The 26,365-nt window shown below is 47.9% G+C and carries 32 protein-coding genes; 24 read left to right on the top strand and 8 right to left on the bottom strand.

Annotation, left to right across the window (positions count from 1 at the left end):
* The first annotated feature begins 1 nt into the window (after nt 1).
* From PQI28_RS05700 to PQI28_RS05690, 3 genes are read left to right on the top strand one after another with little or no spacing between them, the layout of a single operon-like run.
* Nucleotides 2–1,009: a thiamine pyrophosphate-dependent dehydrogenase E1 component subunit alpha gene (locus PQI28_RS05700; RefSeq protein WP_370148335.1), complete on the top strand. Its 1,008-nt coding sequence runs from the start codon at nt 2–4 to the stop codon at nt 1,007–1,009.
* A complete protein-coding gene (locus PQI28_RS05695; RefSeq protein ID WP_214782433.1) occupies nt 1,009–1,986 on the top strand; it encodes an alpha-ketoacid dehydrogenase subunit beta in 978 nt (325 codons plus the stop codon). Before PQI28_RS05700 ends, PQI28_RS05695 begins: the two co-directional genes overlap by 1 nt.
* 12 nt (nt 1,987–1,998) lie before the next feature.
* Entirely contained in the window at nt 1,999–3,315 is a 1,317-nt protein-coding gene (locus tag PQI28_RS05690) for a dihydrolipoamide acetyltransferase family protein (protein WP_339962739.1), read from the top strand.
* Between the two features lie 44 nt (nt 3,316–3,359).
* Here PQI28_RS05690 and PQI28_RS05685 read toward each other — a convergent pair whose 3' ends face one another.
* The 3 genes from PQI28_RS05685 to PQI28_RS05675 all read right to left on the bottom strand — a co-directional run bounded on the left by PQI28_RS05685 (nt 3,360) and on the right by PQI28_RS05675 (nt 4,856).
* A complete protein-coding gene (locus tag PQI28_RS05685; protein ID WP_214782437.1) occupies nt 3,360–3,575 on the bottom strand; it encodes a hypothetical protein in 216 nt (71 codons plus the stop codon).
* 16 nt (nt 3,576–3,591) lie between these two features.
* Complete coding sequence (locus tag PQI28_RS05680) at nt 3,592–3,999, bottom strand: hypothetical protein (protein WP_339962738.1); 408 nt, start codon at nt 3,997–3,999, stop codon at nt 3,592–3,594.
* Between the two features lie 83 nt (nt 4,000–4,082).
* Nucleotides 4,083–4,856, bottom strand: coding sequence for a sporulation protein (locus tag PQI28_RS05675; RefSeq protein ID WP_339962737.1), 774 nt, complete (start codon nt 4,854–4,856; stop codon nt 4,083–4,085).
* Between the two features lie 99 nt (nt 4,857–4,955).
* On the opposite strand from PQI28_RS05675, the gene PQI28_RS05670 reads away from it, so the two are divergent.
* The 8 genes from PQI28_RS05670 to PQI28_RS05635 all read left to right on the top strand — a co-directional run bounded on the left by PQI28_RS05670 (nt 4,956) and on the right by PQI28_RS05635 (nt 10,699).
* Nucleotides 4,956–6,140 carry a class I SAM-dependent methyltransferase gene (locus PQI28_RS05670; RefSeq protein ID WP_214782445.1) on the top strand — a complete coding sequence of 395 codons (1,185 nt, stop codon included), beginning with the start codon at nt 4,956–4,958 and terminating at the stop codon, nt 6,138–6,140.
* Nucleotides 6,141–6,175: 35 nt separating this feature from the next.
* On the top strand, nt 6,176–6,604 hold the full coding sequence (locus tag PQI28_RS05665) for a BrxA/BrxB family bacilliredoxin (protein WP_214782447.1): 429 nt from the start codon (nt 6,176–6,178) through the stop codon (nt 6,602–6,604).
* A 56-nt stretch (nt 6,605–6,660) separates the two neighbouring features.
* Nucleotides 6,661–7,002, top strand: a complete 342-nt coding sequence (locus PQI28_RS05660; protein ID WP_214782449.1) for a DUF952 domain-containing protein — start codon at nt 6,661–6,663, stop codon at nt 7,000–7,002.
* A 183-nt stretch (nt 7,003–7,185) separates the two neighbouring features.
* Nucleotides 7,186–7,977 (top strand): transporter substrate-binding domain-containing protein, encoded by a 792-nt coding sequence (locus PQI28_RS05655; RefSeq protein ID WP_012726549.1) that lies wholly within the window; start codon nt 7,186–7,188, stop codon nt 7,975–7,977.
* 60 nt (nt 7,978–8,037) lie between these two features.
* The gene (locus PQI28_RS05650) at nt 8,038–8,697 is read left to right on the top strand and encodes an amino acid ABC transporter permease (RefSeq protein ID WP_012726548.1); all 660 of its coding nucleotides are present in this window, start codon (nt 8,038–8,040) and stop codon (nt 8,695–8,697) included.
* Nucleotides 8,694–9,416 carry an amino acid ABC transporter ATP-binding protein gene (locus PQI28_RS05645; protein ID WP_214748098.1) on the top strand — a complete coding sequence of 241 codons (723 nt, stop codon included), beginning with the start codon at nt 8,694–8,696 and terminating at the stop codon, nt 9,414–9,416. Before PQI28_RS05650 ends, PQI28_RS05645 begins: the two co-directional genes overlap by 4 nt.
* 30 nt (nt 9,417–9,446) lie before the next feature.
* Complete coding sequence (locus PQI28_RS05640) at nt 9,447–10,121, top strand: metal-dependent hydrolase (protein ID WP_214748101.1); 675 nt, start codon at nt 9,447–9,449, stop codon at nt 10,119–10,121.
* Nucleotides 10,122–10,129: 8 nt separating this feature from the next.
* The gene (locus PQI28_RS05635; RefSeq protein WP_251125590.1) at nt 10,130–10,699 is read left to right on the top strand and encodes an HD domain-containing protein; all 570 of its coding nucleotides are present in this window, start codon (nt 10,130–10,132) and stop codon (nt 10,697–10,699) included.
* A 38-nt stretch (nt 10,700–10,737) separates the two neighbouring features.
* Here PQI28_RS05635 and fadH read toward each other — a convergent pair whose 3' ends face one another.
* Nucleotides 10,738–11,508: a 2,4-dienoyl-CoA reductase gene (fadH, locus tag PQI28_RS05630; protein WP_224862750.1), complete on the bottom strand. Its 771-nt coding sequence runs from the start codon at nt 11,506–11,508 to the stop codon at nt 10,738–10,740.
* Between the two features lie 186 nt (nt 11,509–11,694).
* On the opposite strand from fadH, the gene PQI28_RS05625 reads away from it, so the two are divergent.
* Complete coding sequence (locus tag PQI28_RS05625; RefSeq protein WP_214782454.1) at nt 11,695–12,309, top strand: hypothetical protein; 615 nt, start codon at nt 11,695–11,697, stop codon at nt 12,307–12,309.
* 47 nt (nt 12,310–12,356) lie between these two features.
* Here PQI28_RS05625 and PQI28_RS05620 read toward each other — a convergent pair whose 3' ends face one another.
* A complete protein-coding gene (locus PQI28_RS05620; protein WP_251125550.1) occupies nt 12,357–13,427 on the bottom strand; it encodes an N-acetylglucosaminidase in 1,071 nt (356 codons plus the stop codon).
* 77 nt (nt 13,428–13,504) lie between these two features.
* On the opposite strand from PQI28_RS05620, the gene PQI28_RS05615 reads away from it, so the two are divergent.
* The gene (locus PQI28_RS05615) at nt 13,505–14,503 is read left to right on the top strand and encodes an aromatic acid exporter family protein (RefSeq protein ID WP_339962735.1); all 999 of its coding nucleotides are present in this window, start codon (nt 13,505–13,507) and stop codon (nt 14,501–14,503) included.
* A gap of 173 nt (nt 14,504–14,676) precedes the next feature.
* Nucleotides 14,677–15,801, top strand: coding sequence for a M20/M25/M40 family metallo-hydrolase (locus PQI28_RS05610; protein ID WP_224862748.1), 1,125 nt, complete (start codon nt 14,677–14,679; stop codon nt 15,799–15,801).
* Nucleotides 15,802–15,850: 49 nt separating this feature from the next.
* Here PQI28_RS05610 and PQI28_RS05605 read toward each other — a convergent pair whose 3' ends face one another.
* On the bottom strand, nt 15,851–16,024 hold the full coding sequence (locus PQI28_RS05605; RefSeq protein ID WP_214748115.1) for a hypothetical protein: 174 nt from the start codon (nt 16,022–16,024) through the stop codon (nt 15,851–15,853).
* A 74-nt stretch (nt 16,025–16,098) separates the two neighbouring features.
* On the opposite strand from PQI28_RS05605, the gene rnz reads away from it, so the two are divergent.
* From rnz to PQI28_RS05570, 7 genes are read left to right on the top strand one after another with little or no spacing between them, the layout of a single operon-like run.
* Nucleotides 16,099–17,004 (top strand): ribonuclease Z, encoded by a 906-nt coding sequence (rnz, locus tag PQI28_RS05600; protein ID WP_339962734.1) that lies wholly within the window; start codon nt 16,099–16,101, stop codon nt 17,002–17,004.
* A gap of 1 nt (nt 17,005) precedes the next feature.
* Nucleotides 17,006–17,893 (top strand): hypothetical protein, encoded by an 888-nt coding sequence (locus PQI28_RS05595; protein ID WP_214820166.1) that lies wholly within the window; start codon nt 17,006–17,008, stop codon nt 17,891–17,893.
* The gene (locus tag PQI28_RS05590) at nt 17,890–18,297 is read left to right on the top strand and encodes a DUF4430 domain-containing protein (protein ID WP_074033270.1); all 408 of its coding nucleotides are present in this window, start codon (nt 17,890–17,892) and stop codon (nt 18,295–18,297) included. Before PQI28_RS05595 ends, PQI28_RS05590 begins: the two co-directional genes overlap by 4 nt.
* Nucleotides 18,248–18,934: a hypothetical protein gene (locus PQI28_RS05585; RefSeq protein ID WP_251125551.1), complete on the top strand. Its 687-nt coding sequence runs from the start codon at nt 18,248–18,250 to the stop codon at nt 18,932–18,934. Before PQI28_RS05590 ends, PQI28_RS05585 begins: the two co-directional genes overlap by 50 nt.
* A complete protein-coding gene (locus tag PQI28_RS05580) occupies nt 18,912–19,868 on the top strand; it encodes an ATP-binding cassette domain-containing protein (RefSeq protein ID WP_339962733.1) in 957 nt (318 codons plus the stop codon). The genes PQI28_RS05585 and PQI28_RS05580 overlap by 23 nt, the downstream gene beginning before the upstream one ends.
* A complete protein-coding gene (locus PQI28_RS05575) occupies nt 19,841–20,386 on the top strand; it encodes a hypothetical protein (RefSeq protein WP_339962732.1) in 546 nt (181 codons plus the stop codon). The genes PQI28_RS05580 and PQI28_RS05575 overlap by 28 nt, the downstream gene beginning before the upstream one ends.
* A gap of 41 nt (nt 20,387–20,427) precedes the next feature.
* Nucleotides 20,428–20,760, top strand: coding sequence for a hypothetical protein (locus PQI28_RS05570; RefSeq protein ID WP_214748132.1), 333 nt, complete (start codon nt 20,428–20,430; stop codon nt 20,758–20,760).
* A gap of 31 nt (nt 20,761–20,791) precedes the next feature.
* On the opposite strand, the gene PQI28_RS05565 is transcribed toward PQI28_RS05570, so the two are convergent.
* The gene (locus PQI28_RS05565) at nt 20,792–21,583 is read right to left on the bottom strand and encodes an SDR family NAD(P)-dependent oxidoreductase (protein ID WP_339962730.1); all 792 of its coding nucleotides are present in this window, start codon (nt 21,581–21,583) and stop codon (nt 20,792–20,794) included.
* A 148-nt stretch (nt 21,584–21,731) separates the two neighbouring features.
* On the opposite strand from PQI28_RS05565, the gene PQI28_RS05560 reads away from it, so the two are divergent.
* The 3 genes from PQI28_RS05560 to PQI28_RS05550 all read left to right on the top strand — a co-directional run bounded on the left by PQI28_RS05560 (nt 21,732) and on the right by PQI28_RS05550 (nt 25,361).
* Nucleotides 21,732–22,634 (top strand): peptidase U32 family protein, encoded by a 903-nt coding sequence (locus PQI28_RS05560; RefSeq protein ID WP_339962729.1) that lies wholly within the window; start codon nt 21,732–21,734, stop codon nt 22,632–22,634.
* A 9-nt stretch (nt 22,635–22,643) separates the two neighbouring features.
* On the top strand, nt 22,644–23,885 hold the full coding sequence (locus PQI28_RS05555) for a peptidase U32 family protein (RefSeq protein ID WP_339962728.1): 1,242 nt from the start codon (nt 22,644–22,646) through the stop codon (nt 23,883–23,885).
* A 78-nt stretch (nt 23,886–23,963) separates the two neighbouring features.
* Complete coding sequence (locus PQI28_RS05550; protein ID WP_339962727.1) at nt 23,964–25,361, top strand: MATE family efflux transporter; 1,398 nt, start codon at nt 23,964–23,966, stop codon at nt 25,359–25,361.
* Here PQI28_RS05550 and PQI28_RS05545 read toward each other — a convergent pair whose 3' ends face one another.
* Nucleotides 25,362–26,225: a DMT family transporter gene (locus PQI28_RS05545; protein WP_214782474.1), complete on the bottom strand. Its 864-nt coding sequence runs from the start codon at nt 26,223–26,225 to the stop codon at nt 25,362–25,364.
* Nucleotides 26,226–26,365 lie beyond the last annotated feature (140 nt).

Below are 26,365 nucleotides of genomic sequence, written 5' to 3'. Positions count from 1 at the left end.
AATGGAACAGATGACTGTAAACTCATATGAAGAGCTTGGTTTAACCAAACAAGATTTATTGGCGATGTATGAAACGATGGTACGCGCCCGTAAGATTGATGAACGGATGTGGAAGTTGAACCGCGCCGGGAAAATCCCGTTCGTCGTTTCATGTCAAGGACAAGAAGCGGCGCAGGTCGGTGCGGCGTTCGCGCTCGAGAAAGGAATCGACTACGTATTGCCTTACTATCGTGATGTGGCGGTTGTTCTTCACTTCGGTCAAACATCAAGAGACTTGATGTTGTCTGCATTTGCGAAAGCGGAAGATCCGAACTCGGGCGGTCGTCAGATGCCTGGTCACTTCGGCTCGAAAGAACATCGCATCGTGACGGGTTCATCTCCGGTTACGACACAAGTCCCTCATGCGGTCGGAATTGCACTTGCGGCGAAGATGAAAAAAGAAGAACTCGTCACGTTCGTCTCGTTCGGAGAAGGCTCATCAAACCAAGGTGATTTCCACGAAGGGGCAAACTTTGCTGGCGTCCATAAATTACCGGTTATCTTGTTCTGTGAGAACAACAAATATGCGATTTCGGTACCACTTACGAAACAGTTGGCATGCGAGCGTGTATCAGACCGTGCAAAAGGTTACGGGATGCCAGGTGTGACAGTCGACGGGACAGACCCGATTGCTGTATACGCGGTCGTGAAGGAAGCGCGTGAACGTGCACTTCGCGGAGAAGGACCGACGCTAATCGAAGCAGAAGTCGAGCGTCTCGTCCCACACTCATCCGATGATGATGACAAAGCATACCGTTCAGCTGAAGAATTGGCAGGATTAAAAGAGCGGGATGGCATTCAATTGTTCCGTCAACGACTTGTGAACGACGGTATTGCAACGGCGGATACACTTGCCGAAATCGATGCACAAATCGATGCTGAAGTGAATGAAGCGACGACATATGCAGACAAAGCACCGTACGCATCACCTGAATCTGCATTGGATTACGTCTATGAGGAGGAAAAATGATGAAAACGTTTATCGAAGCGATCAATGAAGCGATTCATGAGGAAATGGAGCGCGACGAAAACGTCTTCGTCGTCGGGGAAGACGTCGGCGTACGTGGTGGTGTATTCCGTGCCACACAAGGCTTGATTGAGAAGTATGGTGAAGACCGTGTCATCGACGCACCGCTCGCTGAAAGTGCGATTGCCGGTGTAGGAGTCGGGGCTGCCATGTACGGCATGCGTCCGATTGCAGAAATGCAATTCGCAGACTTTATCATGCCAGCAGTGAACCAAATCGTATCGGAAGCGGCAAAAATTCGATACCGCTCAAACAACGACTGGACGTGTCCGATGGTCATCCGCGCTCCGTTCGGTGGTGGCATTCACGGGGCACTCTATCACTCGCAATCTGTCGAGGCGATGTTCAGTTCGACGCCAGGTCTTAAAGTCGTCATTCCATCAGACCCGGTCGATGCGAAGGGATTGTTGAAAGCAGCAATCCGTTCGAACGATCCTGTCCTCTTCTTCGAACATAAGCGTGCCTATCGTCTTTTGAAGGCGGACTTGCCAACGGATGAATACACGGTTGAAATCGGTAAGGCTGCTGTCAAACGTGAAGGTGACGATATTACAATCATCACGTACGGTCTTTGTGTCCATATGGCACAAGAAGCTGCGAAAACACTCGAAGAGGAAGGAATCAGTACGCATATTCTTGATCTTCGTACCGTCTATCCGCTCGACCAGGATGCAATCATCGAGTCGGTCAAGAAGACCGGTAAAGTGTTACTCGTGACAGAGGATAACAAAGAAGGAAGCATCATTGGAGAAGTCGCGGCGATTATCGCAGAGAAGGCGCTCTTTGAACTCGATGCGCCGATTGAACGCTTAGCGGGTCCTGATGTTCCGGCTATGCCATATGCACCACCTATGGAAAAATTCTTTATCGTATCCCCAGAAAAAATTGCCGAGCGGGCGCGTCAGCTCGCCGCGTTTTAAGGAGGCGTCTCCATGGAACAAACGATTACAATGCCCCAACTCGGTGAGAGTGTGACGGAAGGCACGATTACGACATATCTCGTCAAACCGGGCGACCGTGTGGAAGAGTATGAACCACTCGCCGAAGTGATGACAGATAAAGTCACGGCCGAGATTCCGGCAACAAGTGCAGGAATCGTAAAAGAATTTCTCATTCCAGAAGGTGAGACGGTCAGTGTCGGGACACCTGTCCTAACGATGGAAGTCGAAAGTGCAGAGGAAGCTGTGACCGAGACGAAGACAGAACCAGTCGCGGAAGCTGCACCGTCAGTTCCATCTGAAGCGAAGCAAGCTGTTGCGACGGTTCCGAAAAAACAGAGTGGGAACGGTCGATATTCTCCTGCCGTCATCCGACTCGCGAATGAGAACAACATCGATTTGAATGAATTGAGCGGAAGCGGCCTAGGCGGTCGGATCACGCGGAAAGATATTCTTCGTTATTTATCAGAAGAACGCCCTGCATCAACTCCTGAGAAAGTGACACAAGCACCTCTCCAAGAGACAATGGTACAAACAAAAATGGATGTTCCGACTGAGGCACCACGTCCTGCCGTCGAGCCTTCACAACCAGCTGCCTCGACATCTACAGGTCGATACGAAACGATTCCGACAGCAGGTGTGCGTCAAGCGATTGCGAACAATATGGTTCGCTCGAAGCATGAGGCGCCACACGCATGGCTCATGATTGAGGTCGATGTAACGAATCTCGTCGAGGCACGTGCGAGATTGAAGGATGAGTTCATGAAGCGGGAAGGCGTCAAATTGACATTCATGCCGTTTTTCATGAAAGCGGCCATCGAGGCATTGAAGAAGTATCCGATGATGAACTCGGAATGGGCAGGCGATCACATCAAAGTTCACCAAGACATTCATCTTTCTGTGGCCGTCGCGGCAAACGACGCCCTGTATGTACCGGTCATTCGCCAAGCGGATGAGAAGAACATCAAAGGACTCGCTGTGGCCCTTCAAGACGTGGCATCACGTGCGCGTGAGAATCGCTTGAAAGCTGAAGAGATGCGTGGAGGGACGTTCACCATCAACAACACGGGTGCGTTTGGTTCAATCCAATCGGCACCAATCTTGAACTACCCACAAGCGGCAATCCTATCAGTCGAGTCGATTGTGAAACGTCCTGTCTGGATGAACGGAATGTTCGCGGCACGCGATATGGTCAACCTGTGTATGTCAGTCGACCATCGTGTCCTCGACGGTCTCGTCGCAGGGCAGTTCTTGCAAGCGATCAAGCAGTCGCTCGAGTCGATTGACCCGAACACATATACAGTGTATTGATTCATAAAAAATGGAGGCGCTCCTAGTGGGGTGCCTCCATTTTTTCATGAGTTATAGCCGAAGAATAGCGTGAAGAAGAAACTTGCGGCTGAGATGAGTAAGAGAAGGAACGACATGGACATGCCCATGATGACGAGTCCTTTGGAGAGTCGTTGTTTGGTTTTGTAGAGCGCATACGCAAACATGAAACTGAATATGCCGAGCGTCGTGAATAACGTGAGCGGGATTGCTCGACCGTAAAGAAGGTGAAGTAAATCCAATGTTGAATCGTCCTTTCTAGTCATGGATCTTCTCAAATTGTCGTAGATGGACTTGATCCATCGATTTGATGGTCACAACAAACACGAGAAGGAACATCCAGTATACGAAGGTATAGTCTAAGGCAAATTCGGGAACCCCATCATGTCTGATCGAAGAAATCCAGAGAAGAACGAGTGAGGCTGGAAAATGAAACAGAAAAATAAAATATGGAACGAACTTTATGAATGATCGGGCATACGCAGACGGATGACGTATGACGAAGATTGCAATCATACCGATGAAAAATCCGATGCCACCAAGCGTGAAGAAAGCGAGCGAGTCAGACAAGTTAGTCTCTAAAATGGGCAAAGCAAGCATCGTAAGACCGATACTCCCGATTAAGATACACGCGAATAAAATGACGTCACCTCCAATTAATTCCATATAATAATTGTAACATATTGGATGGGTGAACTCGAGGTCTAAAACAACACGCCATTTCTAATAATGGCGTGTCGGTGAGCTCTTTATATCGATTGTTCAATCATCGATTCGATGTCGCGACGAACTTCAGCTGGTGACAAACGTGCAGCATCATAGCGGACACGATGCGTTGACTCGTCTGTTCCTGTCAAGTCTGCGAAAAGACTTCCGAGGTCGTGGACACTACGGTCGACTTGTATGAGTAATTCAATCGAATCCTCTTCTTGTAAGATGACGACTTCGACTTCATCTAACTGACGCCCAAAACGTGAGCCGTTCGCTGAATATTCGAGTTCTTGTGCAATCGGAAGACGACCTGAACGATGGCGTGCCGGGAGCATCTCTGTGTCGGCTTTCTTGAGACGGAAACCGAGTTCGTCCATCGCATCTAGAATGACTTGTTGTGAAGCGTTCGGTTGAACGGTAATCGCATCTTCATCTTTTGGGTCGACGGCTTGGGCGATATCAAGCCCGGTCTCAATCCATGATTTCGATTGACTGACAGAGAGTGGGGTATTGAACGGGACGTTGACGGTGAACGGGATCTCTTTCACTTCTCCTGGTCCAATCATAAATGGAGCCTCATTCAATAAAATCTTTTCGATCGTGAAGGTCGAGTATGTCGATTTGTCGTTGACCTCATGCTTGTACAGCGTATTGAAGAATAGGTAGATGCTGTCGACTGATTGTTCGACCGAACCACCTTCGATATGGACGACCCCGTTCAGTTCTCCACCAGGCGTACAGTGGCTTTCATTCAGACGTGTATCCACTTTTGCGGCACCAATTCCGATTGATGATAAAATCTTTTTAAACATATGTGTATCCTCCTTTGACGTAACGTCGTCTTCGTGTAATAGTATGTACGGACAGGTGAAACGATATGTTTCAAAATTTCTAAAAAAGGATTGAATTCATTGGAATATAAAGCGTTACAAGAACGTCTCGAAGACGTGATCCAATTAAATCATCTCGTGTCGGCGACAATCAGTCAACCCCGTCAAAAATCAAGTGATCTCAGACGCGTCAAATTGAAACCGGTCATGCTTCGGAATGCATACCACATCCAGTTCGAATATCAGTACGAACGGGTGATGAACCATAAAAACTTACCGCCGGATGAGGCTGTAGAAGAATTGCTCGAACTTCTTGAAACGTTCAGACAGGGACAGTTTCAGTTAAAGGAATCTGATCTCCAATTCCAGTTATCGAAAAAGTTCAAAGTGACATTGAAAGAAAAGCAGACAGCTCAAAAAGAAATTCAGTTGAGCCATAATCGGGAAAAGCAGTATGTACTCCCGCTCGATAAGCCGGTCCCGTTCTTGATTCGACTTGGCATACAGTCGAGTGATGGGAAAGTGAAGCGACAAAAGTATGACAAGTTTAAACAAATCAACCGCTTCCTTGAGTTCATTGAGGATTCGCTCAAACACTTGCCGACAGACCGTACCGTCCGAATCTTGGATTTCGGTTCAGGGAAATCGTATTTGACGTTCGCGCTCTATCACTTTTTACACGAGATGAAAGGGTATGATGTCCATATCACGGGTCTCGATTTGAAAAAAGAAGTCATCGAAGAATGTGCATCGATTGCGAAAGACTTAGGATATGAGCGACTCGAGTTCTTAGTTGGAGACATCAATGAATATGAAGGGGAGACAGCTGTCGATATGGTCGTGACGCTTCATGCTTGTGACGTGGCGACTGACATGGCGTTAGCCCGTGCCGTCCGGTGGGGGGCGAAAGTCATCTTGAGCGTCCCTTGCTGTCAGAAGGAGTTAAATCGTCAACTTCAAGCACCGAATCTAGACGTGATGCTCCAGCACGGATTGATCAAAGAACGGTTCGCCTCGCTCGCAACAGATTCGATTCGGGCCGAACTTCTTGGACTTGTCGGTTATGAAGCTCAATTACTGGAGTTCATCGACCTCGAGCATACGCCAAAGAACATCATGATTCGTGCCTATTTGACGAATCGAGTAGCGAGTGATGAGACGAAGGCTCGTTACCTCGCTTTTAAACAAATGTTACAGGCAGATCCGTTCTTAGAACGTGAATTGAGCGATAGACTTGTCCTCGAGGTAGAACAAGACGTAAAATAAGGGAGTATAGACGAAATGTCGAAAGGGGACACAACATGGATTTTCAATTATATTTTCAAGATGTAGTCGAACAAGCGCGTAACGAAGTGCGTGCTGCAGGATACACAGAGCTCACGACACCGGACGAAGTGGACGGGGCACTGAAAAAAGAAGGGAAGACACTTGTACTCGTTAACTCGGTTTGTGGTTGTGCAGGCGGAATCGCTCGTCCGGCCGCGGCTTACGTAAACAAGATGGAAGGCGTCAAACCTGACCATTTCGTGACCGTGTTTGCAGGTCAAGACCGTGAAGCAACAGATCGTGCACGTGAGTATTTCGAAGGATATGCACCGTCTTCACCATCGATTGCCCTCCTCGAGGATGGAAACATCGTGACGATGGTAGAGCGTAGTGAAATCGAGTCGTCAACTGCGGAAGAACTCGTCGACCAATTAAAAACATTGTTCGATATCTACTTCGCATAATCAAGCATCGGCGCAAAGGCACTGCCTTTGCGCTTTTGTGAAAAGGGGCAGTGTATATGGAACCAGTCATCAAAATTATGACAGAGGCAGAATATATGATTGCCCTGTCACGCGGTGAGATCAATGAACCGTCGCTTCAATCGGAAGGGACGATTAAATGTTGTACACCGCAACAGATCGGAAAGGTCGTCAGAGCGTCGTATCCGGGAGAAGCGGTCGTGCTCGTCTCCCTTTACGTCAATCGTCTTGGGCAACTGTTACATTATGAGTTAGATGAGGATGGGGAACGTTATCCGCACGTTTATAGTGCCATCCCAATGTCATCCGTTAAACAAGTCCAACCATATGGGTCTCGCGACAATGGAACGGTCACATATTTCGCTTTCGAGCGAATGTGACCTTCTTTTTTTTGTATAAAATGCATGAATATACTTTACAAGTAATAATTATGTGTATATAGTGGTTGAAGACACAAGTCGGACAACTGATGTGTCCTAGGACAGTTGAGCTACGTTCACACATATGTCATAATTTTGTTAAAGTTCTGATAATTATCATTTAACTATGAAAGGGAGATGAAGATGAAAAAAGGTTTTCTAGCATTATGTTTAGCAGGACTGGCCGCGTTCTCAGTCGCATGTGGGGCAGACGTGAACGAAGGAGGATCGACATCGACCGATGGTGAGGATGACAAAGTCATCGTCATGGGTACAAGTGCCGATTACTTCCCGTATGAATTCGTTGACACAGCGAACGGCGACGAAATCGTCGGATTTGATATCGACATCGCCAAAAAAGTGGCGGAAAACATGGGATATGAATTGAAAATTGAAGATATGGACTTCGGAAGCTTGCTCGGAGCCCTCAACGCGGGTCGTGTCGACTTCGTCATGGCTGGTATGACACCGACAGAAGAGCGTAAAGAAAATGCTGATTTCTCGGATATCTATTTCACAGCGGTGAACTTGATCTTATCAAAAGATGATTCGCTTCAATCACTTGAAGATTTGAAAGGCAAAAAGATTGGTGTCCAGCTTGGTTCGATTCAAGAAGGAATCGCACAGGATCAAATCACAGACGCTGAAATCGTCTCATTGAACAAAATTCCTGAGATCATCCAGGAAATCAAGACAGGACGTATCGACGCAATGGTCATCGAAGATACGGTCGCGAAGAAATACCTCGAGCAAGACAGCGAGTTGACAACATTTGAAATCGTGGACGAAGAAGAAGCGGGCTCTGCAGCTGCCTTCCGTAAAGACGATGAACTCCGCGATCAATTCAACGAAGAGTTGAAGAAGATGATCGACAGTGGAGAAATCGAAGAGTTAGCACAAAAATGGTTTGAAGAAGAGGCTGCACCAGCCGAATAATGAATCGTACGAGGCTGACTGAAGATGAATCGGTCAGCCTTTTTTTAGGAGGAACTTACAATGGATTTTAGCCGGATTTATGATTCGATCCCTTACATACTTGAGGGGATCCCAGTCATGTTCCAGGTGGTCATCGTCTCGGCATTGATCGGGATCTCACTTGGTATTGTCGTTGCAACACTGAAAATCGTACCGAATCGTCTCATCAACTTTATTGGACATGCATACACGGCTGTATTCCGTGGGACGCCACTCATCTTGCAACTTGCCATCATTCACTTCGGGTTGCCGCAATTGACTGGCTATATCACGACACCGTATCAATCGGCAGTCATCGCCTTCTCATTAAACTCAGGGGCGTATATTTCAGAGATTATTCGTGCTGGTATTCAAGCGGTCGATAAAGGCCAATGGGAAGCATCTGATGCCTTAGGTGTCCCATACGTCAAACAATTACGTTCAATCATCTTGCCGCAGGCGTTCAAGAACATCTTGCCCGCCCTCGTCAACGAGATGATCACGTTGACAAAAGAGTCGGCCCTCGTCTCGACGGTCGGCGTACTCGACATCATGCGCCGCGCACAGATTGTCGGTGGGCAGAAGGCGATCTACTTCGAACCGCTTCTATTCGCCGGTGTGATATACTTTACGATAGTGATGATCTTGACGTATCTTGGACAACGTCTAGAAAAACGGTTAAGAAAGAGTGATGGAAGATGATCGAAGTTAAAGACCTACACAAACAATTTGGTGACTTAGAAGTATTGAAGGGAATCACGACGACGATTGAGCGTGGTGAAGTGGTCGCCGTCATCGGACCGTCTGGGTCTGGTAAATCGACATTTCTGCGTTGCTTGAACATGCTAGAAATCCCGACGAGCGGGACGGTCAGTGTGGATGGATTCGAACTTACGAAAAAAGGGGCGAACGTCGCGAAGGCTCGCCAAAATATCGGGATGGTGTTCCAACAGTTCAACCTCTTCCCGCATATGAGCGTATTGGACAATTTGACGTACGCACCGGTCAACGTCTTGAAAGTTAGTAAGACTGAAGCACTCGAACGTGCGAAAAAATTGCTCGAACGTGTCGGTCTCTCTGAGAAAATCGACGCCTACCCGAGCCAATTATCGGGTGGACAAAAACAACGTGTCGCGATCGCACGTGCTTTGGCGATGGAACCAAACGTCATGTTATTCGATGAGCCGACTTCGGCACTTGACCCTGAGATGGTCAACGAAGTACTCGATGTCATGAAAGGGTTAGCTGAGACAGGGATGACGATGGTTGTCGTCACACACGAAATGGGCTTTGCTCGTGAAGTGGCAGACCGTGTCCTCTTCCTTGACGAAGGAATTTTGATGGAAGAAGGAAAACCTGCCGACTTGTTGTTGAACCCGCAGACAGACCGTGCGAAACGTTTCTTAGAAAAAGTGTTGTAATCTGAACTTAAGAAGGAAGGATGAATGCACATGAAAATCACTTATTATGGACACGCGACAGTAGGATTTGAGATCGATGGCGTAAACGTGTTGATTGATCCATTTTTGACGAGTAACCCTCATACGGAAGTAGACCCTTCTACACTACGCCCAGACTATTTGTTGCTCACCCATGCTCACTTTGATCATATCGAAGATGTCGAATTGATCGCGAAAGAGACGGGTGCGACGATTGTGGCGACGCATGAGCTCGCGACCTATTATGAGAAAAAAGGTTTTTCTGTACACGGAATGAACATCGGTGGCGGACACGCCTTCCCGTTCGGACGCGTCACGATGACGCAAGCCTTTCATAGCTCGAGTTTCGATATGGGTGACACACCGATCTATATGGGAATGCCAGCTGGATTCATCATTGAGACGAATGAGCTGACGCTCTATCACGCTGGGGATACGAGCCTGTTCTCGGATATGAAAATGTACGGAGAACGTTTCGAAATCGATGTCGCCTTCCTTCCAATCGGAGACAATTTTACGATGGGACCTGCAGATGCATTAGACGCGGCGCAGTGGCTCCAAGCCAAACGGGTCGTCCCAATCCACTTTGATACGTTCCCGCCAATCAAGCAGGACGCTCAAGCATTCTGCGACCAGTTACATCGCCGTGGTCTTTTGATTGAACCGAACACGACGATCGAGATTTAAGCGTGGATATGATACAAGCGACGAAAACGTTCGTCGAACAAATTCATGCAGAAGACCATACAGGGCATGACACCGCTCATATTGAGCGCGTCGTCCGACTGGTGGAGCGCTTGATGAAGGATGAGCCTGTCGACGAGACAGTGCTCATCCTTGCTGCATATTTACATGACGTGGAAGACCATAAGTTCGGTCGACCGAAAGGACTCATCAATCAACATTTGACTTCTCTAGAAATCACTGAAGAGCAAGCAAACTTGGTGCTGACTTTAATTGATGAAGTGTCTTTCTCAAAAGGAAGGCAACCAACGACTCGCGAAAGTGAAATTTTGCAGGACGCCGATCGTCTTGATGCCATCGGAGCCATTGGGATTGCGCGAACGTTCCAATACGCTGGTTCTCGCGGAACACCGCTCGATTTGTCAGATCAGAGTGCCATTCAACATTTTCAAGATAAATTGTTGAAACTGGCGTCTAGGATGCACACCGTAAAAGCGAAACAATTGGCGATGTCACGTCATGTGTTCATGGAGCGCTTTTTGGTGCAATTTCACGAAGAGTGGGATGGAGTAGACGTTTAAAAGGACGACCGGGATGCATGTCTCGGTCGTCCTTTTGATTAAAATGGATGTTTATTGAGCCAGTGGCCGCCGTCAAGAGAAATACAATCCCCGTTTAAATAACGCATCTCGTCAGAGGCCATCCAAAAGGCCAAGTCGGCGATTTCTTCCGGTGTCCCAAAGCGTCCGAGCGGGACGTTGCGGCGAATCCGCTCTACTTCTTTCACATGAGACACGAGTTTTTCCGCGCCGCCTGTCCGTTCAATCGGTCCTGGGCTGATCGCATTGACACGGGCCCCGAACTGATAGCCCCATTCGACTGCGAGCGTTCTCGTCAAATTGAGGACGCCTGCTTTCGCTGCCGCACTCGGTGCGACACCAGGACCTGCTTGCCATGCATACGAGGCGACCATGTTAATGATTGACCCGCCTCGTAATTCTTCTGCTTCCCAATGTTTCCCGAGAACATGAGTGCAGTTGAATGTGCCGTTCAAGACGATGTCAATGACGCTCGCCCAACCGTTCGGAGACAAATCAAGTGTCGGACAGACGAAATTACCTGCCGCGTTGTTGACGAGTGCGTGAACCGGTCCGTAAGCGGATACGATGTCAGCGAGTGCTTGAGCGCATCCTTCATAATCACGAACATCATGCTGCACACTCATCGCTTGACCTGCTTCAATAGCGTTCAGTTCGTCCATCGCTTCTAGTAGTCGTTCCTCGTTTCGACCACTGATGGCGACATTCCATCCTTCTTGCTTAAATTTTAATGCCATGGCTTTCCCCATACCAGACGATCCCCCGGTAATCCAAATCGTTTTCATATTGATTCCCCCTTGAAAATGAATGGTCGTTCATTCTATGTATTCGTCTTCTGATTTGAAATTCCTTCAATCAGATGTCATTTGGTGTTGAATCATTTCTTCGACAAGATGCGTATATAGAATATGATACGATTGAAGTGCGTAAGATGATGTCAATCAATTGGAGGGAGCTGCTAAACCATGAGGCGACTGATGGGGATATCTATTTTCAGTATTCTAGTTGTGATAGCGCTCGTTTTTACGAATATGAGAGATGATGATTTGCCCGAACCGATTGAAAAGGTGACGAATTCTCAAGTCGAAACAAAGGCCGTTCCTGAAATGACTGTGGGCGAACTAAAAGGTATTTTAACTGATTTCCAACGCAATGTGGCCCCGCAAATCAAAAACGATTTCGAACGGAAGTTGGCAGAACGAATGTATGTGGAGATGAAACTGTTTGATGAAAGCATTGATGTGAACAAACTCATAACGCGCGCTACAGAGCAAGCTGATTTTGAACGTGCTTGGTTGACTCATGCGAAAGACGAGTATGGGGTCGTCGTAACAGATGAAGAAGTCGATGGTTGGATTGAACGAGGACCTGATGCGGAGGTAGTCGAGTCACAAAGACGGTATGCCGAGGCAAAAGAAATGAGTGTATATGAGCTGAATCATAATTATGATCGAGATCAATATATGAAATGGGTCGTATGGGAAAGACTGATCCCACTCATCACGGAACGATACGAAGAGTCAAGTGAGCAAGTGCTCGACAATAATCTACTCATCGAGCTTTACGAAAAAGAAGTGAAGGATACTCTATGAATCAATGATACATCAATCAGCCCGACTCATTTGAGTCGGGCTACTGTTCATTTCATTTGTTTCAATTGTTCCAAGCCAAGTTCGCGATCGATTGCATACATCGTACCGGCGACCTTCTCACCCCAATACGGGTCTGAGGCGTAGAAGATGTTAATTCCTTCTTGTTTGTTACCAGGGTAATCTCCGCGTGCGTATGGACCTTTTACATATTTTGTGGCGAACAGTTCGGCAGCCGCGTCAACGCTCGCTTCAACCGTCTCAAAGGTTGTGGCATTGCCGCTCGGGTCGTCATCTGTTGCACGAAATCCGAACAAGTTACGCTTTTCCCGTGCGATGTCGGACGTCCCAAACCTCGACTCATGACCGGCTACAGCGAGTAGGAATAAGGCATTGATGCCATACGTTTCTTCCGCACGTTTGAAGGCGTCGCCCTCTCCAGCGAGTGGAGAGTCGATAGATTGTAAATATTGATCGAACGCTTTGGCGGAATACGGTGACGATGATCGGATCGAAGCGAATTGATAGGGAGAGTCGAAGACGTCTCGGACACGTTCCGTATAAAAACGATCATTTGAGCGTTTTTCTGTCGGTCCGACAAGAAACGTGCCGGCGAGATTCGCATTCGCCTCAACGGAATGATACACATCACCATCTCGAATCTCGTAGTAACCACGTCTTTCCACGACGGCTTCTGGGAACAATGCCATCTGATCCGGTTTTACGTAGACGTCTGCGCCTGATATGCGTACTTTCAAATGGTCTTCTCCTCGTTCAAGGAGTTGAAGTCTTGTACCACCAGCGACATAAGACTGACGTTTTTTAAACGATTGATCTTCGTAAAGGTTCGTGATGGCATCGCTTGGAGTCACGACCACACCGGTGCCTGTGAAGTCGAGAACTTCTCCAGAAGGAGAGAATAAGGTGCGGTTGTTTCCCGCTGCCATATAGCGTTTTGCCTCAGCAAGAGATTCGAACGACCGTGTGACACGGTCCCCGTTCGTGACGGTTTCGACAGTATATGTGTCTTCACGACCGGTCTGTATCCATAAAAATGCGGCGATGGCGAGAGCGAGTGTCGCAATCATCGGCCAAATCGTACGTTTTTTCTTTCGTTTCAATCAGATCACTTCCAAACTTTTGAATTGCCAAACGAGTTGATTTAGTCAACAATTTGATGGAGAAGGGGGAAATCAGTATGAAAATTGGAACGCGGACGTTAAAAACCGCGGTCGCAGCGGGTATCGCAATGCTCATTTCCGAGACGATTCATCTTGATTATTTTGTATTTGCTGCCATTATCGCCATTTTGAGTATTCAAGAGACACGCAAGAAATCTATTCGTGCCTCGTATGAGCGCGTCATGGCGAGTCTTCTCGCCATCGGGATGGGCGCCGCGATGTTTACGTTACTCGGTTATTCACCGGTGACGCTCACACTTTATTTTGTCATCTTCATTCCGCTCGTACAACAACTGAAACTGCAAGATGGACTCATTACGAGTGTCGTGATCTTGACGCATCTTTATACCGAGGCGCAGTTCTCGCTTGAATTGTTCATCAACGAGTTATTGCTCATCGCGATTGGTGTCGGGGTCGGACTCGTCGTCAACATGTATATGCCGACGCTAGACCGTGAAATCGAGCGAATCAAAGATAGTATCGATCAATCGCTTGCCGTACTTTTTTACGATGTAGCCGCATGTGTCGAGACCGGTGTGTATAACAATCATTCGATGATGCTCATCAAAACACGGGACTATTTGAAAGAAGGGAGAGATTTGGCCCTTCGACGTATGGGTAACTCCATCGGGAAGCGGAATGAAGACATGGACTATCTATACTTCAGAATGCGGGAGCGACAATACGATATTTTGAAGCGGGTCGCTGATAACGCAAGAGAAATCACCATGGTCGTCAATGAAGCAAAACCTGTTGCAACATTTTTGCGTCGCGTCGGGGATCATGTGAACGAGCAGGCGGACGCTTCCGTCTTTCTTCAAGAACTTGAAGAAATGATTGAACATTATCGAAAAAACGTACCTCTCCCCACAACACGTGAAGAATTTGAGGTACGTTCATCCTTGTTGAATATTTTATCGGATGTGAAGAGTTACTTGATCTTGAAAGAACGCTATATTTTGCTCTTAAAAGAACATGGTCATGCTCGAGAGAAACGTGCTGATCAAAAAGATTGAGACGATGACGATGACGCCAATTTGAATGATGCGTTGTCGTCTTTTTTGCTTTTTCTTCATAACTTGCCTCCATGTACGTGTTTGCCATCATTGTACAGAATGGAAAAGATTCGTGCAATCTAAGGGAGTTTGTTATAATGGTCAAGAAATGTTTGGATGGAGGGATGTTGTTTATGGTAAACGAGACACGTGTGCTCGACACATTTTTAGGATTGGTCGGCATCGATTCAGAAACGAAGGAAGAAGCTGTCATTTGTGAACACTTGAAAGCGGTATTCACAGAGCTTGGATGTGATGTGTATGAAGACGATGCATCAACGAAGACAGCACATTCTGGTAACAATTTGATCATCACGTTGCCTGCAACGAAAGAGAATGTTGATCCGATTTACTTCACAGCTCATATGGATACTGTGACACCTGGTAAGGGAATCAAGACGAGCATCAAAGATGGTTATGTCGTCACGGATGGTACAACGATTCTCGGAGCGGATGATAAGACAGGTCTCACGGCGATGATTGAGCTTGTTCGCGTGTTGAACGAAAAACAGATTCCACACGGTCAGATTCAATTCGTGATTACGGTCGGGGAAGAATCAGGACTCGTCGGGGCGAAAGTCTTGGATTTATCAAAAATCGACGCGAAGTTCGGTTTTGCACTTGACTCGGACGGTCCAGTCGGCGACATCATCGTCGCGGCACCGACACAAGCGAAAGTGAACGCGAAGATTTATGGAAAGACGGCTCATGCGGGTGTCGCTCCTGAAAAAGGGATTTCAGCGATTCAAATCGCAGCAAAAGCCATCGCGAAGATGCCACTCGGTCGAATCGATGAAGAAACAACGGCGAACATCGGACGCTTCGAAGGGGGACGTGCCACAAACATCGTTTGTGACTATGTCGAAGTACTCGCTGAGGCTCGTTCGCTCATTCATGAGAAGATGGAGAAACAGGCGGAAACGATGAAGCAAGCCTATATCGAAGTGGCGGAGTCGTTCGGTGGTCGTGCTGAAGTCGATATCGACATCATGTACCCGGGATTCAAGTTTGAAGAAGGCGATGAAGTTGTCGAGGTCGCAAAACGTGCGGCGGCGACAATCGGACGTCCGACACGAATCTTGCACTCAGGTGGGGGTTCAGATGCGAACGTCATCGCCGGTGGCGGGATTCCGACAGTCAACTTAGCGGTCGGTTATGAAGAAATTCATACGACGAACGAGCGGATGCCACTTGAAGAGCTATATAAACTCGTCGAGTATGTCGTCACAATCGTTGAAGAAGTCGCATCACCCAAGTAATAAAAAAAGAGCCGACCATTCGTCGGCTCTTCGTATGTGTTCGTACTCGTTATGCTGCGAACTCCAGAGACTCCAAAATCAACTCGTCTGTGCAATGAAGTTCGATCGCTATGTCGTGAATGCGGATAGAGGTGCCTTGTTCCTGTTGGTGCAAGCGATTTATCAAAGCCGCACGGTCTCGAATCGTCTCGTAAATGGATTCGGGTTGTTCTGCCTTGGTCATCACAAATCACATCCTTTTCAGCGATTACCACAAGTATAGCATGGAACGGACTTGAAGAAAGGACTAATTTATTTATGAAGTTACAGTTTTTAGGAACTGGTTCGGGTATGCCATCGAAACAACGCAACGTGTCAGGTCTTGCGCTCGTTCTACCGAAAGTCACCTGGTTGGTCGACTGTGGTGAAGGGACGCAACATCAGATGCTCTACACGAAAGTCAAACCACGTAAAGTGACAGCGGTATGGGTGACACATTTGCACGGTGACCATATGTTCGGATTACCTGGATTTTTATCGACCCGCTCTGCGCTAGACGGAACGGATCCCCTCACGGTTTATGGTCCGAAAGGATTGAAAAAATGGCTCGAAGCGACACTTCGCGTCACAGGTTCTCATCTCGGTTATGAGTTGAACGTCATTGAATTCACGGACGGAGACACATTTGAGCAAGACGGTCATAAGATCACTGTGCGAAAATTAGAGCATCGGTTCCCTTCTTACGGGTTTCGTGTCACAGGCCCGGAAAAACCGGGAACATTGCGCGTCGATCGGGTAAGAGAGCTTGGAATCCCAAGTGGACCCATCTATAAAACAATCAAAGAACAAGAACGGTTCGAATATGAAGGAAAATGGTACGATTCTAAAGAATACGTCACTGAACCGACTCCGGGCAAAATCGTTGCGATTCTTGGGGACACGACGCCATGCGAGAACGCGCGATTGTTAGCAGAAGGGGCCGACCTCCTCGTTCATGAGGCGACATTCATGGAAAGTGAACAACCGCTCGCCCGAAAATATGGTCACTCGACGACGCGTGAGGCGACTACACTTGCGAAAGCGTCTGCGGTCGGCCAATTGATTGTCACACATATTTCCGCTCGCTATGTCGGACGAGAGGAAGAATTTGAACAAGAGGTCGTTTCGGATTTTCCATCGAGTTTAGTTGCGACCGACTTTCTAGAATATACAGTGGGGGATTGATGTGACCATTCAACTCTATGTTTGGGCCGCGTTTTTAGTGATCAGCGTCCTGTTAGGTGTTCGCTTAAACCAATTGAAAGAACCGGAAGCCAATTTCTTTCCGAAGTTCTTATTTTATTCACTGCTTGGCATTGTTTCGTTCCCAATCGGCGGATTTCATATCCCAATCGGGTTTTTATTGTCTTTTTTATTCTTCCCGAAACAGAACAGCCGCTATAAATGGTATGGAGCGCTTTTAGGATTTTTCTTTTTTATCGTCTTATTATTCGTACCCTTGTTTGACCAATCTGGATTTCGTGCGGAATCGCAACAAATTGGCGTCGTCTCCGTCACGGATGAATCTTTCGACGAGATGACAGAGAAAATTTTGCAACGAGTCAACAGTGACTCCATCAAACTTGACCGAGGTAAGCTTCAAATTAATCGGGAAGGGAACGTCCAAACGATTGAATATTTGCTGATGGTCGAACGAGCCGAATCGTTCCAACAAATTCGCGTGACGTACGCAGACGGACAATTATCTTATGAACAGGTCGATGAATTACGAAAAGAATCAGGTCAGGCATTCTTTGAAAAGCTCGTCGAATTTGACCATATGTTGTCTACTTTAAGGGAACCTTCATGGGAAGAATATACAGATGTCATAGCCGCCCCAATCTTACAACTCTCTTACGATGGGCTGTATGATATGTATACGTTCGAGAATGAGTCGATGCTCATGATCAACCGTGACAATGAACTCGTTAAGTTCTGGCTACAACGTGAACCCGTCCTTGCTAACAGTATTCAGCTCGTCGGACTGACGCAAGAGGGACGTAGCACAGGTGAGCGCTATGCGATTCTTTACAATTATTCGATACACCAACGAGAGGATTTGACAGACCAATGAAATCATATGTAACGATTGCTCTACTAGCGACGGCGCTTCTTGCCGGATGTGGCGGGGAAGAGGCGCAGCAAGAATCGTGCGGAGTGAGTCCGACTATTTCGGTCTATAACGCAGCGACTGAGGAAACGCTCTATCAAGAGAAAAGTGTCTGCTTAGAAGAGGATGCGACTGTTCTCGATGCATTAAAAGCAACAGGACTCGACCTTGAGGTGACAGGGAGTGGTGATATGTCCTATGTGACGGCAATCGAAGGAATCGAAGAAAAATCTGAAGGACAATCGTCAGGATGGGTATTTGCTTTCAACGGTGCACCCGGGGATGAAGGTGCGGGCGCCAAAGAAGTGGAATCGACGGATGTCATTCAATGGCGGTTCGAAGAAGATGCAGTGGCTTTCTTCGAATGAGGCAGATTGGGAGCGGAGACATCCTGTCACGCTCCTTTTCTATCTCTTCTGTCACCTTTACATATTAATGAATGTCGAAGACGTCACTCTTTTTGTGGTCGGACTCCTCTTGCTACTTATCATTGAACGTCGTTTCCCTTGGTCAATGCTATCCATACTGATTGCGTTTGGGTTGATTTCAATCATGCCCATCCTGATTGGTTGGGAAATTTCTTATTCATACATATGGCGTCAGCTTTTGAAATTGGCTGCCTTTTTACTCGGGATGTTATGGATTGCACGCATCATTCGTCTCGAACGATTGCTCCCGCTCTTATCGAAATGGCCACGGTCGTCTTCACTCTTATACGGCGCATGGGCACTCATTCCGTCAATGGAGCATGCGGTACGTCAGGCAGTCAGGAGTCATCCGAGGGCATCTTGGCGAGAGGGTGTGCAAATCGGGATTGAAAGTCAGCAAACTGAGCCGAAGTTTGCGGTTGACCCGATACGGCGCTTTCGTTTAGAGGATTTGTTGCAAATCGTCCTCATCGTAATCATTTGTTTTTCCTCACTTCATCTGTTTGTCGGACTTTGGCTGATTTATCCTTATCTCACGAAAGGAGGGATGCGTGATGCAATGGTTATCTACCGTTGACGGTTCGTTCGAGCAATACGTCGAACGTTACCGCCCGTACGTGATCGAGATGACGCAATCGTTCTCAGGAAAGGTTGGGCACTTACTTTCGAGTGTCGATCCTTTTCGAGGGGCGGAACTCGCTACACTATTACAAATCGACGCGCTTTATCCGAAGCGGTTTGATGCATGTTCGAGTGGAGAACAACAGATTGTTCGAGTCGCCTACGCCCTGTTAAATCGACCGGACTCCATCGTCCTGATTGAACCATTTCGGCATCTCGATCAATTTCGTAGAGAGCATTTAGAGATGTTGCTCCGCCGTATTTCTGGAATCGGGGTACAAATCGGTTATACTGAGCGAGCGAAAGAACCCTCAGGAGAAACAACGTTCACGTTCAACGAATCGGAAACGACACCTTCCATCGATGCGACCGACGTATCTTATCGGCATCCTCTGCAAGCGACCTATGCGATTGATCATGTGACAGTTCAGATGACTGAGCCTGGACTCACAGTTTGTGTCGGGACGAACGGAAGTGGGAAGTCAACTTTACTCGAACTATTAGCTAGAAGTAGACGTCCACTTCAGGGGCGAGTGAAAAAGGGAGAACGAGCAGTCTATCTTCCTGCCAATCCAGAAGTGGGTCCGTTCCCACAAGAAGGGAAGCGACGGGTCGCCCAACTTCAATCCGTCCTACACGATCCGTCGAGTGTCCTTTTACTCGATGAACCGACCGTGGATTTGACGAGGGGAGAGCGGGATGCGTTCTTTGATGCGCTTCAACAAAAAGCAAAGTCGGCCCGCGTCATCTGTGCAACACATGACATGGGCCTCATACAGGTTGCGACGGATGTGATTTATCTAGCGAGCGGTCAAGTCGTCTTTCAAGGCGATCGGAACCTTTTTCAAGATCGGAGCACCTTATGGTCACATACGTCTTCGCCATCCTGATCGCGATCGTCGTGTTGTACCGGTTCGAAAAATCTAGAATCCCGATTCAACCACTCGTTCAATTGTTAGCACTTGCGGTCATCGGACGCTGGCTCTTTATGACGATACCGAATGTTCAACCAACGACGGCCATGATTATGTTGACGGCCTTACTGGTCAGTTTGAACGGAGCCGCTATCCTTGCGCTCTTTGTCCCGATTTTGTCAGGACTATTGCTCGGGATTGGTCCGTTTGTATTTTTTCAATTTTTAGGGTGGCTTCTTGTCGTTGTGCTCGTCCATCTATTTCGTCCAATCCTACTGAGGTCGAAAACCCTTTTCTTACTTTTTGGTTTACTATCAGGTTTTTTATACGGGTGGACGACAAACTTGGCGTTCATTGAAGTGGTCGGTACGGATGTCGTGAAGTTGTTGTTACTCAGTTTTCCATTTGATCTGGCCCACGGTATTTCGAATGTCGTCTTTTTAATCATGATTCGTCCGTTATTTGAGCGCATATTCCTTCATCAACTCGGGTAAATATACAATATTCCTATCATATTGAGTGAGGTGAACGACGGATGAGTGCATATATTAACATTACTGAAGTCGGCATGTTTCTACTCGTAGGGTTGTTGTTTATCTTGTTAAATCTTGTTCTTTTAGTGAAACGTTATACGAGGGCCCGTTTCGCCATGCTAAGCATTCTAGCGGCAAGTGTATGGCCAGCGCTGATGATTGTTCTATCAGTAGAACAGTTGAGCGTGATGGATCAATTGACCTCTGGTGAATGGTCACTAGATGCTGTGCTTGCGTGGGGAGTCGTCCTCTCGACAGCGCTCATGACGATGATTCCAGCAGGTGTCTTTTTACATCGGCTCGTAAGCGTCTCGCGATTACATTCAGAATCTTAATAGGAGCGACCGGCGACGGTCGCTCCTTTTTTTATGTCGTTGATTCAGCGGCTGACACGTCTGCTGGTTTTTGGACACGACGCAATAGTTCGAGACTGAGAGCACGTGGCATCAACTTAGCCACCCCGACTAGGAGTTGATTCGAGAGGCCAGGCACAATCACGCGCTTATTATTCATGACACCTTTATAACCGAAGAAGGCGACGAGGTGAGATGGCATTTTTGAGAAGGACAATTCACTACCGGCGCGATCAAAGAAATTCGTATCTGTCGGGCCAGGGCAGAGGACGCTGACGTGAACACCGCTCCCTTTCACTTCGGCATGCAGCGCCTCGGTAAGTGAGAGGACATAAGCCTTCGTCGCATAGTAGACGGCCATATACGGACCGGGTTGGAACGCAGCGACAGAAGCGACGTTTAGCACATAGCCGTGATTTCGTTCGAGCATACCCGGTAGATAGGCCTTTGTCAGTTCCGTCAATGTGTTGACGTTCAATCGTACTTCGTCCGCCTCCGTCTCGGCATCGAGGTCAGCGAACGCACCAGACGTTCCAAATCCAGCATTGTTAATTAAAAAGTCGACGGTTAGTCCGGCTTCTTCAATCATCGAGGTCAATTGTTTGGCAGCGTCATGTTTCGCCAAATCGAGCGCGAAGACATGTACATTGATTCGATATCTCGTTTCAAGGACTTTTTTCAGTTCGTGTAAACGAGGTTCGTTTCGGGATACGAGAATACAGTCGTACCCGTCTCGTGCGGCGAGTACGGCCAAGTCTAAACCGATGCCCATCGAGGCGCCGGTAATTAAAGCTGTCTTTGACAACGTGATCCACTCCTTTAATGAAAAGTCATACATTGTTACTGAATTCTTCACGAGTTGTTAAAATCCTGCCCCGTTTGCACATTCAATCCTATGCTAAAGTATAGCAAGAAAATGTGATTAGACTCACAAAGTAGGGAGAAGAACAAATATGATGATTCAGCTCGTCACTACGGCGCAAAGCGTCGAACAAGCAGAAGCGTTAATTAAAGCGGGTACGGACCGATTGTATATCGGGAATTCTAGGTTCGGCTTGCGACAAAAGGGAGACTGGACAATCGATGCTGTGAGGGAAGTCACACAGCTTGCCCATCGATACGGAAAAGAAGTGACGGTGGCCATAAACAATTTGATGCATAACGACCACATTCAAGAATTGCCGGATTATTTGCAAACGTTGAAAGCGATTGGCGTCGACGATGTGACAGCTGGGGATCCCGGGGCCATCCATTTGATCCGTCAAGCGAAAATCCCATATTGGTACGATGCCCAAACGCTCGTCACGTCCGCTAAACAGATTCAGTTCTGGGGGAAACGTGAGGCCATCGGAGCCGTCGTTGCGCGAGAAGTTACTCTCGAGGAATTGGTGTTGATTCAGCAACAAATCGGTCTCCCCGTTGAAGTACAAGTGTACGGTCCGACGTGTATCCATCATTCGAAGCGACCGCTCGTGACGAACTATTTCAATGAGCTTGGACGCCCTTCTGAAGAGGCGAAACAACGTGAGTTTTATATGAGTGAGCCAGCAGATGCGGCGAGTCGTTATCCTATCTACGAGGACGAGAATGGCACGCATATTTTCTCAGAAGATTTGACGCTTATGGGTCAGCTACCGACGTTAGTCAAAAACGGCCTTCACACATGGAAACTTGATGGCTGGCACGCGGGAGAACAGTTTGTTGAAATCGTTCAGTTGTTTACCATCGCGCGGGCGAATCTATTGAATGGTCAATTCGACCGAATCGAGATGGAACACCGCCTCAGAGAATTACAACCGGAAGCGTTTCGACTCGGAACGGGATTATTGTTACGTAAACCAGAAGAGATCAAGTGAGGGATCAAGATGAAACAACGTCCAGAATTATTAGCGCCAGCAGGAAACTTAGAGAAACTGAAGATGGCGATTCATTATGGTGCCGATGCGGTCTATATCGGTGGTCAACAATTCGGGTTACGTTCGCGTGCCGGTAACTTCAGCTATGACGAGATGCGTGAAGGTGTGGCTTTCGCACATGCTCGCGGGGCGAAAGTATATGTCGCTGCAAACATGGTGACGCATGAAGGGGATATCGAAGGAGCTGGTGACTTCTTCCGCACGCTCCGTGATATCGGGATTGACGCAGTGATCGTCTCTGACCCTGCCATGATTGAGACGTGTCTCACAGAAGCGGAGGGCTTACCGGTTCACCTGTCGACACAAGCTTCTGCGACGAACTACGAGACGCTTCGTTTTTGGAAAGAAGAAGGACTCGAACGGGTCGTATTGGCACGTGAAGTATCGATGGATGAGATTGTGCAAATGAAACAAGAAGTCGATGTCGAAATCGAGACGTTTGTCCATGGTGCGATGTGTATCTCATACTCCGGTCGTTGTACACTGTCGAATCATATGACATTGCGGGATGCCAATCGAGGTGGCTGTGCCCAGTCGTGTCGTTGGAAATATGGCTTCTTTGAAGAGGGTAATCTCTTGACGGAAGAGATGGAGGCACGTGATGAAGAGCCGTTCTCGATGAGTTCGGTCGATTTATCGATGGTCCGACATATTCCCGACTTGGTGGACGCTGGAGTCGACAGTTTGAAAGTCGAAGGACGAATGAAATCGATTCACTACGTCGCGACCGTGTGTAACGTGTATCGACAAGTGATTGACGCATACTGTGAAGATCCTGAGAACTTTGTCTTCGACCCGGCTTGGGAAGAAGAGATTTGGAAAGCGGCACAGCGAGAACTCGCGAGTGGTTTCTATTACGGGATTCCGACCGAGAAAGAACAATTGTTTGGGAAACCGCGTTCGATTCCTCAGTACGCATTTGCCGCACGTGTCATCGCATACGACCCGTCGAGCGGGATGGCGACACTCGAACAACGAAATCACTTCTCAATCGGTGAAGAAGTTGAATTTTTCGGACCTGGATTCGTCCGTTTCTCCCAAATCATCGAGACGATTGAGGATGTAGAAGGTCAACCGATTGAATCCGCCAACCAAGCGATGATGACGATTCGAGTTAAAGTGGAAAAACCCGTTGCGACCGATTACATCATGCGCAAGCGAAAAGGGGTCCCGGCACGCGTCCTCGCCTGACACATCCACCGAGCCAACATAGTCGCCCGAACTGTCTAATCCTGCTACCCTAAGAGATAGAGACGGAGGGATGGAAGGATGAACCAAAATACGGAGCAATTGCGGACAGAGCCCATCGGCCGACTCCTGTTTAAGTTATCGCTACCCGCGATGATCGGGATGCTCGTGACGGCGCTCTACAATATCATTGATACGATTTTTGTCGCTCGTGGCATTGGAGCTTCGGCCGTCGCTGCCATCGGGATTGCGTTTCCCATACAGATGATCTTAATGGCCGTGTCGAGTGCTGTTGGTCTCGGTGGCGCCTCCATCAGTTCTAGGAAGTTAGGGAGAGGTGACGATGCCGGTGCGGCTGTCACATTTTTGAACGTGCTCGTCCTCGTCGGGTTGTTTGCTGCCCTCGCGGTGAGTTCCGCCTTCTTTATGTTGGATGAGATTTTAATGGTCTTCGGGGCGACGTCCGAGATTATGGAGCTCAGTCGACAGTACTTATCGGTTGTCTTGATCAGCTCACCATTCTTTATGTTCACGCTTGCTTCGAGTGCGATGGTTCGTGCCGAAGGTCAGGCACCGTATCATATGAAGGTCATGTTGACGACCGTTCTCGTCAACCTCGTGACGACGCCACTGTTCATCTTCACGTTCGACTGGGGGATGTATGGTGCAGCGACTTCGACGGCACTCGCTCAAGTCATCGGTTCCATTTTGATGCTTCGATTCTTCTTCGCCCGAAAACCAAAAACGGAACTGCGCTTCAAATGGCGACAGTTCCGGATACGATTCGATGAGATGAAAGAGATTATGGCAATCGGTTCCTCTTCATTCATCATGATGGTGTCCCAATCCATCTTGTTCGTTGGCGTCAACGTGATGCTCGGAACATATGGTGGGACAGAGGAGTTGGCGATTTTCGCCATCATCAATAAGTTCATGGCGCTCGTCGGCATGCCAATCATGGGTATCGTCCAAGGGATGCAACCGATTGTCGGATATAACTATGGTGCCGAAAGATACGATCGTATGCGTGAAACCATATGGACAGCGATGCGGGCTGGGATTGCAATCGCTGTAATCATCTGGCTCATCTTGCAAGTATTCCCGAATACGTTGATGGGATGGTTCTCGACGGACGAGGCATTGATTGCAGGAGGCGTGACGGCGATTCACATCTTGTTCGCCGTCTCGTTTTTACCGAGTGTTCAAATGCTCGTCAACGGGATTTACCAGTCACTCGGGAAAGCGCGAGTCGCCATGTTCTTGTCCCTTTCACGTCAGACGCTCTATACGATTCCGCTCGTCTTTATACTTCCGTCGTTCTTCGGAGTGTTCGGGGTATGGTTGGCGTTTCCGATTGCCGATGCGATGACGTTTTTGACGGCGGTCGCCTTGGCGTTCTGGGACCGTAAATTATTGTTCCGTCCTTCAGAAGAAGATCAAGAAACGCATGATGTAAATCCGAAAGCGACTAACTTATAATCAAACGTCCGCTCGTGTCGAGCGGGCGTCTTCTTTTAGGAACAAGTAAATCCCTCCTAGCAAGACGATGGCGCCGAGCCACTGGAACGGACCGAGTCGCTCACCGAAAAAGGCGTACCCAAATAGCATTCCCCATAAGGCCTCTCCAAGGATGGTAATACTGACGACGGTCGCACTGACCCGAGCGAGTGCATAATTGAACAGGTTATGCCCTAAAATCGTCGGGAAGAAGGCAAGGGCGAGGAAATACCACCAGTTGACCATTTCAAAGTCCGTGAACGTCGTCCCGCGTACGAGGAGCATGAAGCAAAGGACGACCGTCGCGACGAGATAGACGCTAAACGAGTACGTATTCGTGTTCATCGATGTCCGGACATGTTGACCGACGAGCCAGTACCCTGCGATGAGGAGGGCGGCAATCAGAGCGAGCAGGTCACCAAATAGTGCTTCTCGTCCGAGCTGAATATCACCTGCAGCGACAAGCATCCCACCGAGGACAGCTACGAGCGCGTATGCCAATCCTTTTCGCGTCGGGTTCTTTTTAAAGATCAAGGCGTTTCCAATTAAGACGAAAATCGGACTCGATGTGACAAAAAGAGTGGAGCTGGCTACTGTCGTATAATCGAGTGATAAAAACCAGAGCCAAAAGTGAAACGCGAGCAACGTTCCGCTAAGTAACAAAGCATATCGTGTCATCAATCGCGTTGTGATGAGTGATTTGAAATCGACGAATGGAAGTAGCATGAGACATGTGATCAGCATGCGGTAAAACGCAGCTGTCTCAGCTGGAGCAGACGTCCATTTGACGAACAAGACGCTCGTCGACAAGAAAAAAACGGCAGCGAATAAAATGAGGTAAGACATGACGACACTCCTTCACATATGTATGTTCTCTGTTAATCATATCGGAAAACAGCCGTGTGGCAAGCTATGATTCATGGAATACAAACAAATGCTCCCCTCTCGATATGTCCATCCTCGACTTGGTATAGTAAAATACATAG

Origin of the sequence: Exiguobacterium sp. USCH10 (genome assembly GCF_037619445.1) — a bacterium.
GTDB lineage: Bacteria > Bacillota > Bacilli > Exiguobacteriales > Exiguobacteriaceae > Exiguobacterium > Exiguobacterium aestuarii_A.
The sequence above is the reverse complement of the archived record's forward strand: the minus strand, read 5'-3'. Positions and strand labels throughout refer to the sequence as shown.

What these genes read in the sequence shown, in the direction of transcription:
- PQI28_RS05575 (WP_339962732.1), top strand. Translation starts at nt 19,841, where the DNA reads ATGGTCACATACGTCTTCGCCATCCTGATCGCGATCGTCGTGTTGTAC.
- PQI28_RS05555 (WP_339962728.1), top strand. Translation starts at nt 22,644, where the DNA reads ATGAAACAACGTCCAGAATTATTAGCGCCAGCAGGAAACTTAGAGAAA.
- PQI28_RS05675 (WP_339962737.1), bottom strand. Translation starts at nt 4,856, where the DNA reads ATGTTTAAAAAGATTTTATCATCAATCGGAATTGGTGCCGCAAAAGTG.
- PQI28_RS05545 (WP_214782474.1), bottom strand. Translation starts at nt 26,225, where the DNA reads ATGTCTTACCTCATTTTATTCGCTGCCGTTTTTTTCTTGTCGACGAGC.
- PQI28_RS05625 (WP_214782454.1), top strand. Translation starts at nt 11,695, where the DNA reads ATGGGGATATCTATTTTCAGTATTCTAGTTGTGATAGCGCTCGTTTTT.
- PQI28_RS05655 (WP_012726549.1), top strand. Translation starts at nt 7,186, where the DNA reads ATGAAAAAAGGTTTTCTAGCATTATGTTTAGCAGGACTGGCCGCGTTC.
- PQI28_RS05680 (WP_339962738.1), bottom strand. Translation starts at nt 3,999, where the DNA reads ATGGAATTAATTGGAGGTGACGTCATTTTATTCGCGTGTATCTTAATC.
- PQI28_RS05560 (WP_339962729.1), top strand. Translation starts at nt 21,732, where the DNA reads ATGATGATTCAGCTCGTCACTACGGCGCAAAGCGTCGAACAAGCAGAA.
- PQI28_RS05650 (WP_012726548.1), top strand. Translation starts at nt 8,038, where the DNA reads ATGGATTTTAGCCGGATTTATGATTCGATCCCTTACATACTTGAGGGG.
- PQI28_RS05640 (WP_214748101.1), top strand. Translation starts at nt 9,447, where the DNA reads ATGAAAATCACTTATTATGGACACGCGACAGTAGGATTTGAGATCGAT.
- PQI28_RS05700 (WP_370148335.1), top strand. Translation starts at nt 2, where the DNA reads ATGGAACAGATGACTGTAAACTCATATGAAGAGCTTGGTTTAACCAAA.
- PQI28_RS05645 (WP_214748098.1), top strand. Translation starts at nt 8,694, where the DNA reads ATGATCGAAGTTAAAGACCTACACAAACAATTTGGTGACTTAGAAGTA.
- PQI28_RS05690 (WP_339962739.1), top strand. Translation starts at nt 1,999, where the DNA reads ATGGAACAAACGATTACAATGCCCCAACTCGGTGAGAGTGTGACGGAA.
- PQI28_RS05610 (WP_224862748.1), top strand. Translation starts at nt 14,677, where the DNA reads ATGGTAAACGAGACACGTGTGCTCGACACATTTTTAGGATTGGTCGGC.
- PQI28_RS05550 (WP_339962727.1), top strand. Translation starts at nt 23,964, where the DNA reads ATGAACCAAAATACGGAGCAATTGCGGACAGAGCCCATCGGCCGACTC.
- PQI28_RS05695 (WP_214782433.1), top strand. Translation starts at nt 1,009, where the DNA reads ATGAAAACGTTTATCGAAGCGATCAATGAAGCGATTCATGAGGAAATG.
- PQI28_RS05570 (WP_214748132.1), top strand. Translation starts at nt 20,428, where the DNA reads ATGAGTGCATATATTAACATTACTGAAGTCGGCATGTTTCTACTCGTA.
- rnz (WP_339962734.1), top strand. Translation starts at nt 16,099, where the DNA reads ATGAAGTTACAGTTTTTAGGAACTGGTTCGGGTATGCCATCGAAACAA.
- PQI28_RS05660 (WP_214782449.1), top strand. Translation starts at nt 6,661, where the DNA reads ATGGAACCAGTCATCAAAATTATGACAGAGGCAGAATATATGATTGCC.
- PQI28_RS05580 (WP_339962733.1), top strand. Translation starts at nt 18,912, where the DNA reads ATGCAATGGTTATCTACCGTTGACGGTTCGTTCGAGCAATACGTCGAA.
- PQI28_RS05635 (WP_251125590.1), top strand. Translation starts at nt 10,130, where the DNA reads ATGATACAAGCGACGAAAACGTTCGTCGAACAAATTCATGCAGAAGAC.
- PQI28_RS05585 (WP_251125551.1), top strand. Translation starts at nt 18,248, where the DNA reads ATGTCATTCAATGGCGGTTCGAAGAAGATGCAGTGGCTTTCTTCGAAT.
- PQI28_RS05615 (WP_339962735.1), top strand. Translation starts at nt 13,505, where the DNA reads ATGAAAATTGGAACGCGGACGTTAAAAACCGCGGTCGCAGCGGGTATC.
- PQI28_RS05590 (WP_074033270.1), top strand. Translation starts at nt 17,890, where the DNA reads ATGAAATCATATGTAACGATTGCTCTACTAGCGACGGCGCTTCTTGCC.
- PQI28_RS05605 (WP_214748115.1), bottom strand. Translation starts at nt 16,024, where the DNA reads ATGACCAAGGCAGAACAACCCGAATCCATTTACGAGACGATTCGAGAC.
- PQI28_RS05665 (WP_214782447.1), top strand. Translation starts at nt 6,176, where the DNA reads ATGGATTTTCAATTATATTTTCAAGATGTAGTCGAACAAGCGCGTAAC.